The sequence below is a fragment of the Streptomyces sp. NPDC006372 genome (assembly GCF_040612515.1).
Lineage (GTDB): Bacteria > Actinomycetota > Actinomycetes > Streptomycetales > Streptomycetaceae > Streptomyces.
In genome coordinates this window covers 55,092-67,629 of the sequence record NZ_JBEXQJ010000023.1, presented here as the reverse complement: position 1 = coordinate 67,629, position 12,538 = coordinate 55,092, and the positions used below count along the sequence as shown (strand labels likewise).

14 protein-coding genes are annotated in these 12,538 nt (G+C 70.6%); 11 read left to right on the top strand and 3 right to left on the bottom strand.

What is annotated here, in order from left to right; all coding sequences use genetic code 11:
• Positions 1 to 92: 92 nt before the first annotated feature.
• Together ABZ016_RS28450 and ABZ016_RS28445 are read left to right on the top strand one after the other, a co-directional pair.
• On the top strand, positions 93 to 644 hold the full coding sequence (locus ABZ016_RS28450; protein WP_356919542.1) for a helix-turn-helix domain-containing protein: 552 nt from the start codon (positions 93 to 95) through the stop codon (positions 642 to 644).
• Complete coding sequence (locus tag ABZ016_RS28445; protein WP_356919541.1) at positions 641 to 2,173, top strand: MFS transporter; 1,533 nt, start codon at positions 641 to 643, stop codon at positions 2,171 to 2,173. Before ABZ016_RS28450 ends, ABZ016_RS28445 begins: the two co-directional genes overlap by 4 nt.
• Before the next feature lie 123 nt (positions 2,174 to 2,296).
• On the opposite strand, the gene ABZ016_RS28440 is transcribed toward ABZ016_RS28445, so the two are convergent.
• On the bottom strand, positions 2,297 to 2,971 hold the full coding sequence (locus ABZ016_RS28440) for a lysophospholipid acyltransferase family protein (RefSeq protein WP_356919540.1): 675 nt from the start codon (positions 2,969 to 2,971) through the stop codon (positions 2,297 to 2,299).
• A 403-nt stretch (positions 2,972 to 3,374) separates the two neighbouring features.
• Between ABZ016_RS28440 and ABZ016_RS28435 the strand changes: the two genes are divergently transcribed.
• The 3 genes from ABZ016_RS28435 (at position 3,375) to ABZ016_RS28425 (ending at position 5,680) form a co-directional block, all read left to right on the top strand.
• The gene (locus ABZ016_RS28435; RefSeq protein WP_356919539.1) at positions 3,375 to 4,541 is read left to right on the top strand and encodes a glycerophosphodiester phosphodiesterase; all 1,167 of its coding nucleotides are present in this window, start codon (positions 3,375 to 3,377) and stop codon (positions 4,539 to 4,541) included.
• Positions 4,542 to 4,630: 89 nt separating this feature from the next.
• On the top strand, positions 4,631 to 5,125 hold the full coding sequence (locus tag ABZ016_RS28430; RefSeq protein WP_356919538.1) for a sigma-70 family RNA polymerase sigma factor: 495 nt from the start codon (positions 4,631 to 4,633) through the stop codon (positions 5,123 to 5,125).
• 57 nt (positions 5,126 to 5,182) lie between these two features.
• Entirely contained in the window at positions 5,183 to 5,680 is a 498-nt protein-coding gene (locus ABZ016_RS28425; protein WP_356919607.1) for a GNAT family N-acetyltransferase, read from the top strand.
• 72 nt (positions 5,681 to 5,752) lie between these two features.
• Here ABZ016_RS28425 and ABZ016_RS28420 read toward each other — a convergent pair whose 3' ends face one another.
• Both ABZ016_RS28420 and ABZ016_RS28415 read right to left on the bottom strand, forming a co-directional pair.
• Positions 5,753 to 6,184: a hypothetical protein gene (locus tag ABZ016_RS28420; protein WP_356919537.1), complete on the bottom strand. Its 432-nt coding sequence runs from the start codon at positions 6,182 to 6,184 to the stop codon at positions 5,753 to 5,755.
• A complete protein-coding gene (locus tag ABZ016_RS28415; protein WP_356919536.1) occupies positions 6,165 to 6,524 on the bottom strand; it encodes a hypothetical protein in 360 nt (119 codons plus the stop codon). Before ABZ016_RS28415 ends, ABZ016_RS28420 begins: the two co-directional genes overlap by 20 nt.
• 69 nt (positions 6,525 to 6,593) lie before the next feature.
• On the opposite strand from ABZ016_RS28415, the gene ABZ016_RS28410 reads away from it, so the two are divergent.
• From ABZ016_RS28410 to cbiE, 6 genes are all read left to right on the top strand, one after another.
• Positions 6,594 to 7,244, top strand: a complete 651-nt coding sequence (locus ABZ016_RS28410; protein ID WP_356919535.1) for an HAD-IA family hydrolase — start codon at positions 6,594 to 6,596, stop codon at positions 7,242 to 7,244.
• A gap of 376 nt (positions 7,245 to 7,620) precedes the next feature.
• Complete coding sequence (locus ABZ016_RS28405; RefSeq protein ID WP_356919534.1) at positions 7,621 to 8,661, top strand: ATP-binding cassette domain-containing protein; 1,041 nt, start codon at positions 7,621 to 7,623, stop codon at positions 8,659 to 8,661.
• Positions 8,658 to 9,365 carry a methionine ABC transporter permease gene (locus ABZ016_RS28400; protein ID WP_356919533.1) on the top strand — a complete coding sequence of 236 codons (708 nt, stop codon included), beginning with the start codon at positions 8,658 to 8,660 and terminating at the stop codon, positions 9,363 to 9,365. Before ABZ016_RS28405 ends, ABZ016_RS28400 begins: the two co-directional genes overlap by 4 nt.
• A gap of 62 nt (positions 9,366 to 9,427) precedes the next feature.
• On the top strand, positions 9,428 to 10,246 hold the full coding sequence (locus ABZ016_RS28395; protein ID WP_356919532.1) for a MetQ/NlpA family ABC transporter substrate-binding protein: 819 nt from the start codon (positions 9,428 to 9,430) through the stop codon (positions 10,244 to 10,246).
• 141 nt (positions 10,247 to 10,387) lie between these two features.
• Positions 10,388 to 11,020: a GNAT family N-acetyltransferase gene (locus ABZ016_RS28390; RefSeq protein ID WP_356919531.1), complete on the top strand. Its 633-nt coding sequence runs from the start codon at positions 10,388 to 10,390 to the stop codon at positions 11,018 to 11,020.
• A gap of 135 nt (positions 11,021 to 11,155) precedes the next feature.
• On the top strand, positions 11,156 to 12,376 hold the full coding sequence (gene cbiE / locus ABZ016_RS28385) for a precorrin-6y C5,15-methyltransferase (decarboxylating) subunit CbiE (RefSeq protein WP_356919530.1): 1,221 nt from the start codon (positions 11,156 to 11,158) through the stop codon (positions 12,374 to 12,376).
• Positions 12,377 to 12,538: the final 162 nt, after the last annotated feature.

The following is a 12,538-nucleotide window of genomic DNA, read 5'->3' as shown; positions in this document are numbered from 1 at the left end:
TGATCGCTGACCCTCTCTCCGCGACGCGACAGCCATGAGTCACGCATGCCCAGAGTGAGACATTGATGTCTCATATGGCCTATGCTCGTCTCATGGCTGTCGACCCTGACCATGTGCTGCGCTCCGCCGCCGCCCTGCTGACCCGCAAATCCACCGCGACCATGGACGAGGTCGCCAAGGCCGCCGGGATCAGCCGCGCCACGCTGCACCGCCACTTCGCCGGACGTGACGCCCTCGTGCGCGCCCTGGAGTCGCTGGGCATCGAGGAGTGCCAGGCGGCGCTCGACACGGCCCGGCTCGACGAGGGCACGGCGAGCGAGGCCGTCCGCCGGCTGGTCGGGGCCATGGAGCCCGCCGCCGGACTGCTCGCGTTCCTCTACACCGAGAACCAGCTGTTCGAGGGCGAGGGCCAGAACGCCGGCTGGACCCTGATCGACGACCGGATCTCGGCCCTGTTCCGGCGCGGCCAGCTCGCCGGCGAGTTCCGCATCGACCTCACACCGGTGTGGCTCACCGAGGCGCTGTACGGCCTGATGGCCTCCGGCGCCTGGATGGTGCACAGCGGCAAGGGCGCGCCCAAGGACTTCCAGCACATGATCGTCGAGCTGCTGCTCGGCGGCGCACTACGGAGAGAGGAATCATGACCAGCACCCTGCAGGCGGCGAAGACCGACGAGGCGGTGAAGCGCCCGGGCCGCTGGCTCGCGCTCGGCGTTCTCGTGCTCGCCGTGCTGCTGGTGGCCGTCGACGCGACCGTCCTCGGCCTCGCGACCCCCTACATCAGCGAGGACCTGAAGCCCTCGGGCACGCAGCTGCTGTGGATCGGCGACGTCTACTCGTTCGTCATCGCCGGTCTGCTCGTCTCCATGGGCAGCCTCGGCGACCGCATCGGCCGCAAGCGGATCCTGCTCGTCGGCGCCACGGCGTTCGGCGCGATATCCGTGTTCAACGCCTACGCCACCACGCCCGAGATGATGATCGTGGCGCGGGCGCTGCTCGGCGTCGCCGGCGCGACCCTGATGCCCGCCACGCTCGCACTGATCCGCAACCTCTTCCACGACCCGCGCGAACGCAGCCTCGCCGTCGGTGTTTGGGGCGCCACCGCCTCCGCGGGTACGGCCGTCGGCCCGATCGTCGGCGGTTTCCTGCTGGAGCACTTCTGGTGGGGCTCGGTCTTCCTGATCAACCTGCCCGTGATGGTGGTGCTGGTCCTCGTCGGGATGAAGCTGCTGCCCGAGTCGCGCACCGCGAACCCCGGCCCCTGGGACATGAGCAGCGTCGTGCTGTCGCTGGTCGGCATGGTCGGCATCGTCTACGCGGTCAAGGAGATCGCGGCGCACGGCTTCGCCTGGACCCCGACCGCCGCCGGCCTGCTGGGCGCCGCCGCCCTGTACGGGTTCGTCCGCCGTCAGCTCCGGCTCCCGGCTCCGCTGCTGGACATGCGGCTGTTCCGCAACCGCGGCTTCAGCGGGGCGGTCCTGGCCGACCTGCTGACCATCCTGGGCCTGTCCGGGCTGGTGTTCTTCCTCTCGCAGTACCTGCAACTCGTCCAGGGCAGGCGTCCGTTCGAGGCGGGTCTGGCCGAACTGCCCGCCGCGATCGGGGCGGTGGCGGCCGGACTGGTCGCGGGGCGGGCGGCCCGGCGTTTCTCGGTGCGGTCCGTGGTCTCCTGCGGTCTGGCGGCGATCGGACTGGGGCTGGCCGCGCTCACGGTGATCGGCCAGTCCACGGGCTATCCGCTGCTCGGGACCGCGCTGCTGGTGGTCGGTGTCGGTGCCGGTTTCTCGTTCACCGTGACCGCCGACGTGATCCTTTCCAGCGTGCCCAAGGAGCAGGCGGGCTCCGCCTCCGCGGTGTCCGAGACGGCGTACGAACTCGGCGCCGCCCTCGGTATCGCCGTGCTCGGCTCGATCGTGACCGGCGTCTACCGCGACTTCACCGGCCCGGCGGGCACCCCGGACGCGGCCCATGAGTCACTGGGTGGCGCGGTCGAGGCCGCGGCGCACATGCCCGCGCACAGCTCTGCCGTCATGCTGGACGCGGCCCGCACGTCCTTCGTCGACGGACTGGCACTCGCGGCCGGCGTCGGAGCGGCGGTCCTGCTGGCCGCGGCGGTGGCGGCCTGGTTCCTGCTGCGGGGGCAGAGGCTGGAGAACGGCACGGACCACGCCTGACCCGGCCGGCCCCCCTGCCCGCACGACGCCCCTGAGGGACGCCCCCTCAGGGGCGCGGGGAACTGCGGGACCAGCCCCACACACACCCGCAGCCGCCACCGGCCGCAGCCGCGGCCGGAAGAGTTACGCGGCTTCCTTGGCCTTGCTCGCGTACATGTCGACGTACTCCTGTCCGGACAGCCGCATGACCTCGGCCATCACCGAGTCGGTCACGGCACGCAGCACATAGCGGTCCCGGTCCATCCCCTCGTACCGGGAGAACTCCATCGCCTCACCGAACCGCACGGTGACCTTGCCCGGCCGGGGCAGGCCCGCCCCGCCCGGCTGGATCCGGTCCGTGCCGATCATCGCGAAGGGCACCACCGGAGCCCCGGTCATCAGCGTGAGCCGGGCGATGCCGGTACGCCCCCGGTACAGGCGGCCGTCGGGCGACCGCGTGCCCTCCGGGTAGATACCGAAGACCCGGCCCTCCTCCAGCACCCGTCGCCCGGTCATCAGGGCGGCCACCCCGCCCCGGCCGCCGTCGCGGTCGACGGGGATCATGCCGACACCGGTGAAGAACCAGGCCATCAGGCGGCCCTTGAAGCCCTTCCCGGTCACGTACTCGTCCTTGCCGATGAAGAAGACCTGCCGGTCGCAGACGAGCGGCAGGATCATCGAGTCGATGAACGTCAGGTGGTTGCCGGCCAGGATGACCGGGCCGTCGCCGGGAATGTGCTCCGCACCTTCCACCTGCGGGCGGAACATCAGGCGCATGATCGGGCCGAGCACTGCCTTGATGAGCGCGAAGCGGGACAACGGGCCCTCCGGTGTCAAGGGATTCTGTATGAGTCTGTGCAGGTGAGGACGATACTCGCGGCCCCCGGGATCGCGCACATCGGGCACGGCGACTTAACCGAGGCCTTACACACTGTTGACGCGTGTTTACCTGCGGTGACGCCCCGTCGACGGCGCGGGACCCGGCCGTCACGATGTGACGGACATCGCTCCGGGTGGACCAGTACCGGCCTCGCACGCGTTCCCAGAACCGCCGCGCCGAATCCGCCCGGACGCGACGAACTCGACGGCCCGTCAGTTCGCCACCCCGGCGGCCACGGTGACATCACGTGTCACCCGCGTGTTCCGCGCGGCGTCTCCCGCTGGTCATGTACGCGATCGTACGATCGGCCCGCACTGACGAGCCGACGGCAGGAGGGCGCTCATGGGAACGCAGAAGTCGAACGAGCAAGCGAGCGGGACCGGACGGCGGGCCCTGCTCGGCGCGGCCGTGCTCGGCGCCGGCGGAGCGGTGCTCGGTGGGACCGGCACGGCGAGAGCCGACAGCGCCCGGTACGGCAGCGGCGGACTGAGGAGCCTCCCCAAGCCGACGATCGTCGGCCACCGCGGGGCCAGCGGCTACCGCCCGGAGCACACCATCGGCTCCTACCAGCTCGCTCTCGACATGGGCGCCGACATCGTCGAGGCCGGCGACCTGGTGCCGACGAAGGACGGGCACCTCGTCTGCCGCCATGAGCCCGAGATCGGCGGCACCACGGACGTCGCCGACCACCCCGAGTTCGCCGGCCGCAAGAGGACCAAGGTCCTCGACGGCGTCTCCACCACCGGCTGGTTCACCGAGGACTTCACGCTCGCCGAGCTGAAGACGCTGCGGGCGATCGAGCGCATCCCCGCCAACCGCCCGCACAACACCCTCTACAACGGGCGCTGGGAGATCCCCACCTTCGAAGAGGTCCTGAGGTGGCAGGACCAGCAGACCCGCGAGCGCGGCAAGCAGGTCTGGATCTACCCCGAGATGAAGCACCCCACCTACTTCCGCAAGCAGGGCCTGCCGCTGGAGGAGCGGGTCGCCAAGGCGCTGCGCAAGCACCGCAAGGACGAGCGGACCTCCCCGGTCATCGTCCAGTCCTTCGAGCCCACCAGCATCGAACGCCTCAACAAGCTCGTCGACAACCCCCTGGTCGTCCTGCTGTCCGGCGCGGACACCCGCCCCTGGGACTTCGTCGAGACGGGCGACCCGCGCACGGTCGCCGACCTGGTCAAGCCGGCCGGCCTCCGGGAGCTCGCCTCCTACGCGCGGGGCATCGGCCCGACCCTGGACCTGGTCATCCCGCGCGACGCCGAGGGCAACCTCACCGAGCCGACGACGCTCGTCTCCGACGCGCACAAGGTGGGCCTGATCCTGCATCCGTGGACCATGCGCAACGAGAACCCCTTCCTCCCCGCGGACTTCCGCAAGGGCACGGAGGCCGACGCCTACGGCGACGTCTTCGGCGCCTACGAGGCCTACTTCGCGACCGGCATCGACGGCGTCTTCACCGACCAGCCGGACACGGGAGTGCTGGCCCGCGAGGCCTTCGTCCGCGGCTGAGTGCGTCAACAGCCGAGATCGCACCCCCCGGTCGAGTGAGCTTCGGCCGCCCGGGCAACCCACCGCCCGGGCGGCGCGTCGCTCCGCATATGACGCACGAGCTGGTCACCTCCCTGCGCCCGTTGCTCACCGCCGAGGCCTCCGCGGAGGCATATGCCGCCGGAGCCGAGCCCGGCGACCTGGAGCAGGCGGTCTGGCTCCGTCTGCTGGAGCGCCTCGACGCCGAGGACCCGCCGCGCGACCCGCGGGGTTGGCTCCGCCGGGCCGTCCGTTCGGAGGCCCGGCGCACCCGCCGGACGAGCCGCCTCGAGCGGCCGTACGGCGTCGAACCGGTCGACGGTGTCGGCCGTGACCCCGAACAACTCGCCCTCGACGCGGCCCGCGGCCGTGCCGTGCGCGAGGCCGTGCGCCGCCTCCCGGGCCGCTGTCCGCGGCTCATGGCGGCACTGCTCTCTCCCGAGGACCTGACATACCGGGAAATCGCAGGGGAGTTGGGTATCTCACAGGGCAGTCTCGGCCCGGAACGTTCCAGATGCCTGGGATGTCTGCGCAGATTGCTCACACCGGAGGTTGCGGCCCACTGAGGGCGGGGATAGGAGTGGGGGACGACCGATGATCAGATGAGCGGGAGGCGTGCGCACATGGGCATGAGCGTGACCATCTCTGCGGCGACCGAGCAGGACGCGGAGCAGATCTTCAGACTGCAGTACCTGTGCTTCCAGACGGAGGCGGCCCTGTACGGGAACTACCGCATCGACCCGCTCGTCCAAACCCTCGACTCGGTCCGCGAGGAAGTCGGCCGCGACTGCGTCTTCGTGGCCCGGCTCGGCGACGAGGTCGTGGGCTCGGTCCGCGGCTCGCTCACCGAGGGCGGCGCCGCCGCGATCGGCAAGCTCTGCGTCCACCCCCGCCTCCAGGGCCACGGCATCGGCGCCCGCCTCCTCCGCGCGGCCGAATCGGCCCTCGCCGACCAGCACGGCGCCACCCGCTTCCGCCTCCACACCGGCCACCGCAGCGAGGGCAACCTCCGCCTCTACCGCCGGGTCGGCTACGAAACGGTGGGCACGTCCCAGGGCCCCGACGGCGTCCCGATGATCGTCCTGGAGAAACCGGCCGGCACCTACGCGGCGACGGCTTGACGTCGCCCCTCTTTCAGGGGCGCGGGGAACTGCGCGAGCAACCACACACGGCCCGCGGCCGCCTGACGAATCTCAGGCGGCATCCTCATCCCGCGAACGCGAAGACCGCAGCCAGTAAATGGCGGACACCGGCAAGAGAATCGGGATGAACACGTACCCCATCCCGAAATCCGACCACACGGTCGCATCAGGAAACGCCGACGGCTCGATCAACGTCCAGGTCCCCACCGTCAAGACCCCCACCAACTCGGCGACACAGCAGGCCAGCGCAGCTTTCCGCGCCGTCTCCCCGCCCCGCACCAACGAGTACGTGATGAACCCGTACACGACACCGGCCACCGCCGACAGCGAGTACGCCAGCGGTGCCCGGTCGAACTCCGTCGCGATCTGATAAACCGAGCGCGACACCGCCCCCACGACCATCACGCCGTACAGCCACACCAGCAGCGTGCCCGGCCCGCTGATCAGCCGCTGCCGGCCCACCTCAGCCTCCCCAGATGTCATAGAGCCGCACCTCCAGCACAGCCAGCACCACACCGCCCGCGGCGACCGTCACCGAGCCCCACCGTGAGCGCTCGGCCAGTGACATGAACCCCGCCGCCGGGACGCACGCGAACGCCCCCAGCAGATAAGCCACGAAGATCGTCGTGCCCTGCTCCGGCTTCTCGCCCCGCGCCAGCTGCACGATCCCCACCACCAGCTGGATCAGCGACAGCAGGCTGACGACGGCCATCCCGATGAAGTGCCAGTCCTTCGTCGGCTGGTCACGGTAGGCCGCCCAGCCGCACCAGGCGGCCAGCAGCAGCGCGGCGACCCCGGTCACCAGCGTCAGGACATCAAGCATGCTGCGACCTTATTACGGCCGAAAAGGCCCGATGCTCCCGGCCCTGGCCCGCCCCGTAGGGTCGAGGGCATGAAGATCCACGCGCACGCCCTGCTGTTCGACAACGACGGGACCCTCGTCTCCTCCCTCGCCTCCGTGGACCGCTGCTGGACGCGGTGGGCCGCCGAGTACGGGATCACGGCCGAGGACTTCGCCCGGGTCGAGCTGCACGGCCGGCCGGCCGCCGAGATAGTCGCCGACCTGCTGCCCGCCGAGGTCGTGCCGGCCGCAGTCGCGCGGATCGAGGACCTGGAAGTGGAGGACGTCCCCAACGGCGGGGTGCACCTGCTGCCCGGGACCCTCGCGTTCCTCGACGCCCTGCCCGCCGAGCGCTGGGCCGTCGTCACCTCCGCCACCCGCCGGCTGGCCGAGGCCCGGCTGGACGCCGTCGGCATCCTGCCCAAGACGCTCGTCGCCGCCGACGACATCACCCGCGGCAAGCCCGACCCCGAGCCCTACCTGCTCGCCGCCCGTACCCTCGGCGTCGACCCCTCCCACTGCGTCGTCTTCGAGGACGCCCCCGCCGGCCTCGCGGCCGGACGCGCCGCCGGAATGACCACCGTGGCGTTGACCACAACCCACCAGGCACACGAACTCCAGGCCGACCTCGTCGTCGAGGACCTGTCGGCCCTGTCCGCACTGGTCACCCGGCAGGGTGTGGAGATCTCCCTCCGTGGCTGACCCGTCCCGGCCCCTGTCCACCACTGTCCACCATCCGGACAGCGGCGGCCTGTCAGGACCGTACGCGTGTTTTACTGACCGCATGACCACGACGAGCGACCGCATCCCCGCGACCGAGGCGACCATGCCGCCCGGTGCTCGTTGTACGTGTCGAATGTGCGCCTTCTAGAGGGCCCCCGCACGACCCCCTGAGCTCGCGCCCCGAAGCGAGACCGCGGCATGTCCGCGCGCCCTGAGCGGTGCGTGACGCCCAGCCGCCCGCGCACATGTTCTCTCCGGTTCCACGCCCCTGCGAGAACCGTGTCGCGTCCCTGAACGAATGCAGCTGTGCCCGGGCACACCCACGCCCGCGCACTCGACAGTGACGGAAACCCACGTGATCACCACAACGGACCTGACCAAGGTCTACCGTTCACGCGGCCGCGAGGTCACCGCCCTGGACGGCGTCGACCTGCACGTCCGCGAAGGCGAGGTGTACGGCGTCATCGGCCAGTCCGGCGCCGGCAAGTCCTCCCTCATCCGCTGCGTCAACCTGCTGGAACGCCCCACCTCCGGCACCGTGACCGTCGCCGGAGACGACCTCACCGCCCTGGCCGGCCGCGGCCCGCGCGCCGGGAAGGAACTGCGGCAGGCGCGCAGCCGGATCGGCATGGTCTTCCAGCACTTCAACCTGCTGTCCTCGCGCACCGTCCAGGACAACGTCGAACTGCCGCTGGAGATCCTCGGCAAGTCCGGCAAGGAGCGCTCCCGCAAGGCGCTGGAGCTGCTCGACCTGGTCGGCCTCGCCGACAAGGCGAAGTCCTACCCGGCCCAGCTCTCCGGTGGCCAGAAGCAGCGCGTCGGCATCGCCCGCGCACTCGCCGGCGACCCGAAGGTGCTGCTCTCCGACGAGGCCACCAGCGCCCTCGACCCGGAGACCACCCGGTCGATCCTGGCCCTGCTGCGCGACCTGAACCGGCAGCTCGGCCTGACCGTCCTGCTCATCACCCACGAGATGGACGTCGTGAAGTCGGTCTGCGACTCGGCCGCGCTCATGGAGAACGGCCGCATCGTCGAGTCGGGGACGGTCAGCGAGCTGCTGGCGACCCCGGGCTCCGAGCTGGCCGCCGCACTGTTCCCGCTCGGCGGCGAGGCCTCCGGCGAGGACCGCACCGTCATCGACGTGACCTTCCAGGGCGAGAGCGCGACCCAGCCCGTCATCTCGCAGCTCGCCCGCACCTACAACATCGACATATCGATCCTCGGCGCCGCCATCGACACCGTCGGCGGCCTCCAGGTCGGCCGCATGCGCATCGAACTGCCCGGCCGCTACGAGGACAACGTCGTGCCGATCGGCTTCCTGCGCGAACACGGCCTCCAGATCGACGTGGTGGGCGCCGCGGAGAAGGCCGCGCTGGTGAAGGAGAGTGCCAAGTGACCTGGTCCGAGATGCAGCCCCTGCTGGCACAGGCGTGTTGGGACACGCTCTACATGGTCGGCTGGTCCACGCTCATCGCCGTCGTCGGCGGACTGCCGCTCGGCATCCTGCTGGTCCTCACCGACCGCGGCGGCCTGCTGCAGAACCTCGCCGCCAACAAGGTCATCGGGCAGATCGTGAACATCGCCCGCTCCCTGCCGTTCATCATCCTGATGGTCGCGCTGATGGGCTTCACCCGCTCGATCACCGGTACGACCATCGGCGTTCAGGCCGCCATCGTGCCGCTCGCCGTCGGCGCCATCCCCTTCTTCGCGCGCCTGGTGGAGACGGCCGTCCGCGAAGTGGACCACGGGCTCGTCGAGGCCGTGCAGGCCATGGGCGGCAACACCTGGACCGTCGTCCGCAAGGTCCTCGTGCCCGAGTCCCTGCCGTCGCTGATCTCCAGCACCACCACCACGATCGTCGCCCTCATCGGCTACTCGGCGATGGCGGGCACGGTCGGAGCCGGCGGCCTCGGGGACATCGCCATCCGCTACGGCTACCAGCGCTTCGAGACGCAGCTGATGTGGATCACCGTCGCGATCCTCGCCGTCGTCATCTCGGTCATCCAGTTCGCCGGCGACTACGCGGCCCGCTCCCTGCACCGCCGCGGCGCCCACTCGGGCCCCGCGCCCAAGCTGAGGCTGCTCAAGGCAGCCTCCTGAACCTCCCGTTCACCCACGACGGGACCGCACCACCCGCAAGGTCATAAGGAAAGGCACTTTTCGTGCGTAACACCGCCAAGATCACCACCGCCGTACTCGCCGCCGGAGCCCTCACCCTCGGGCTCAGCGCCTGCGGCGCGGGCAGCTCCGGCACCGACGGCCCCCTGATCGTCGCCGCCAGCCCCGTCCCGCACGCCGAGATCCTGAACTACGTCAAGGACAACCTCGCCAAGAAGGAAGGCCTCGACCTCCAGGTCAAGGAGTTCACCGACTACGTCACGCCGAACACGGCGACGCAGGACGGCTCCGTCGGCGCCAACTACTTCCAGAACAAGCCGTACCTCGACGACTTCAACAAGAAGAACGGCACCGACATCGTGCCCGTCGTCACGGTCCACCTGGAGCCGCTCGGCCTCTACTCCCACAAGGTCAAGAAGGCCGACGACCTGAAGAGCGGTGCGACCGTCGCCATCCCCAACGACACCGTCAACGAGGCCCGTGCCCTCAAGCTCCTCGCCACCAACGGGCTCATCACCCTCAAGGACGGCGTCGGCAGCGAGGCGACCCCCTCCGACATCACCAAGAACCCGAAGAAGCTCAAGTTCAAGGAGCTGGAGGCGGCCCAGACCCCGCGCTCCCTCGACGACGTGGACGCCGCCGTGGTCAACGGCAACTACGCCATCGAGTCCGACCTCAAGCCGTCGAAGGACGCCCTCGTCCTGGAGTCCCCGAAGAACAACCCGTACGGCAACTTCCTCGCCGTGAAGAAGGGCAACGAGGACGACCCGCGGGTGAAGAAGCTCGCGAAGCTCCTCACCTCGCCCGAGGTGAAGAAGTTCATTCAGGACAAGTACGCCGGCTCCGTCGTCGCCTCCTTCTGAGCCCACGCCCGGCACCCGCCACGCACGGCGTCCTCCCTCACCCGGCGGGGGAGGGCCCCGTGGTGCGGATCGGTGCTTGCATGCTGCATGCTGGGCAGTTCAGCAGGCACCGAAGGTTCACCGAAGGTTACGGAGCGGCGCATGACGAGCACCTTTCCCAACGTCTCCATCAGCACGGAGCGGTTGGTGCTGCGTCCTCTTGACGAAGACGACGTCGCCGCCCTGGCCGCGATGATGAACGACGAACAGGTGGCGGCCTGGACCTCCGTCCCCCAGCCCTTCACGGAGGACGGCGCCCGCACCTGGATCACCGAGTACGCCCCCGCGGAGCGCTCCGAGGGACGCGGCCTCGACTTCGCGGTCACCGAGTTCCTCACCCAGCGCCTGGTCGGCGTCATCCAGCTCGGCAAGACCAACTGGCGGGTACGCTCCACCGAACTGTCGTACATCATCGCCCCCTGGGCCCGCGGCGAGGGCTACGCCTCCGAGGCCGCGCTCGTCACCGCCCGGTGGCTCTTCTCCGACCAGAAGTTCGAACGCATCGAACTGCGCACGGCGGCCGGCAACACCGCCTCCCAGCAGGTCGCCCAGAAGATCGGCTGTATCAGCGAGGGCGTGCTGCGCAACGCCTGTATAGCCCGCAGTCGTGCCGAGGACGGCACGTGGACGGACGTACGCACCGACTTCATCGTCTGGAGCCTGCTCCCCGAGGACCTGGAGGGCGTCGGCGGCCGGCTGTCCGGCGGTTCCACGTCCTACGGCGACTGGAACTGACCGCGACGGCCACCTGCGCCGCAGCACCGCCACCCGCTCCGTCGCCTCCACCGGGTACTCTCACCAAGCCCGCTCGCGGGTCCCTCACGACACGACACGCAGACCCCCTGCGAAACCCTCTGGAGACTGACGACGATGGCCGACCGGGTCACGGTGATCGGCTGGGACGGTTCGCCGCTGACCGACGCGGCGCGCTCCGCCCTGGGTGCCGCCACGCTCGTGGCGGGTGCCGCCCACCACCTGGCGCTCCCGGAGGTCCCCGCCGGCGCCGAGCGCATCCGCCTCGGCAGCGTCGCCCTCGCCGCCCGCCGCATAGCCGCCCACCGCGGCACGGCCGTCGTGCTCGCCGACGGCGACCCCGGATTCTTCGGCGTCGTACGCACCCTGCGGGCCCCCGAGTTCGGCCTCGAGGTCGAGGTCGTCCCCGCCGTCTCCTCGGTCGCCGCCGCCTTCGCCCGTGCCGGTATGCCCTGGGACGACGCACAGGTGGTCGTCGCACACCGCCGCACCCTGCGCCGTGCGGTCAACGTATGCCGAGCCCACACCAAGGTGGCTGTGCTCACCTCGCCCGGTGCCGGGCCGGCCGAACTCGGCCTGCTCCTCGAAGGAGTCCACCGCTCCTTCGTCATCTGCGAGGAACTCGGCACCGATCGCGAGCGCGTCACCGTCGTCACCTCCGACAAGGCAGCCGACCACACCTGGCGCGACCCCAACGTCGTCATCGTCCTCGGCGGCCCGGCCCGTCCCGGCACCGCGGGCGAGACCGGCGGCTGGATCGCCGGCCGCGACCCGTCCGCCGGGCCACGCGACTGGTCCCTGCCCGCCGAGGCCTACGGCGGCGAGTTCGGCGAGGGCGAGACCCACCTGCTGCGCGCCTCCCAACTCGCCCGCCTCGGACCGCGCATCGGCGACCTCGTGTGGGACATCGGCTGCGGCAGCGGAGCCTTCGCCGTCGAGGCCGCACGCGCCGGCGCCGCCGTCATCGCCGTCGACAGCGACCGGACGGCGTGCGCGCGCACCGACGCCACCGCCCGCCGCTTCGGCGCCCAACTCCAGATCGTGCACGGCAGCGCCCCGCACATCCTGGAGAACCTCCCCGAACCCGACGTCGTACGCGTCGGTGGCGGGGGAGCGGCCGTGGTCTCCGCCGTAGCCGACCGTCGCCCGCAGCGCATCGTCACCCACGCCGCCACCCGTGACGCCGCCGAACTCATCGGCCGGGACCTGACGGAGCACGGATACGGCGTCGAGTGCGCCCTGCTCCAGTCCGTCGAACTCGACACCCGGGCCTGGACGGAGAAGGAACGGAGCGTCGCGTTCCTGCTCAGCGGCGTCCTGCCACGCCGCGGTGCCTGACCCCGCGACCGTCCCCGTGATCGGGTTGTCGTACTGCGCGCGGTAGGCTGGCCGATCGCTGCACCGCACCAGGACGCCCGACGGTTCGTCGGTCAATGTCCGGAAAACCCGCCCGTTTTGGGCTGGGTGCGGTACGGCAGAACCGAAGGACGCGCAACGTGG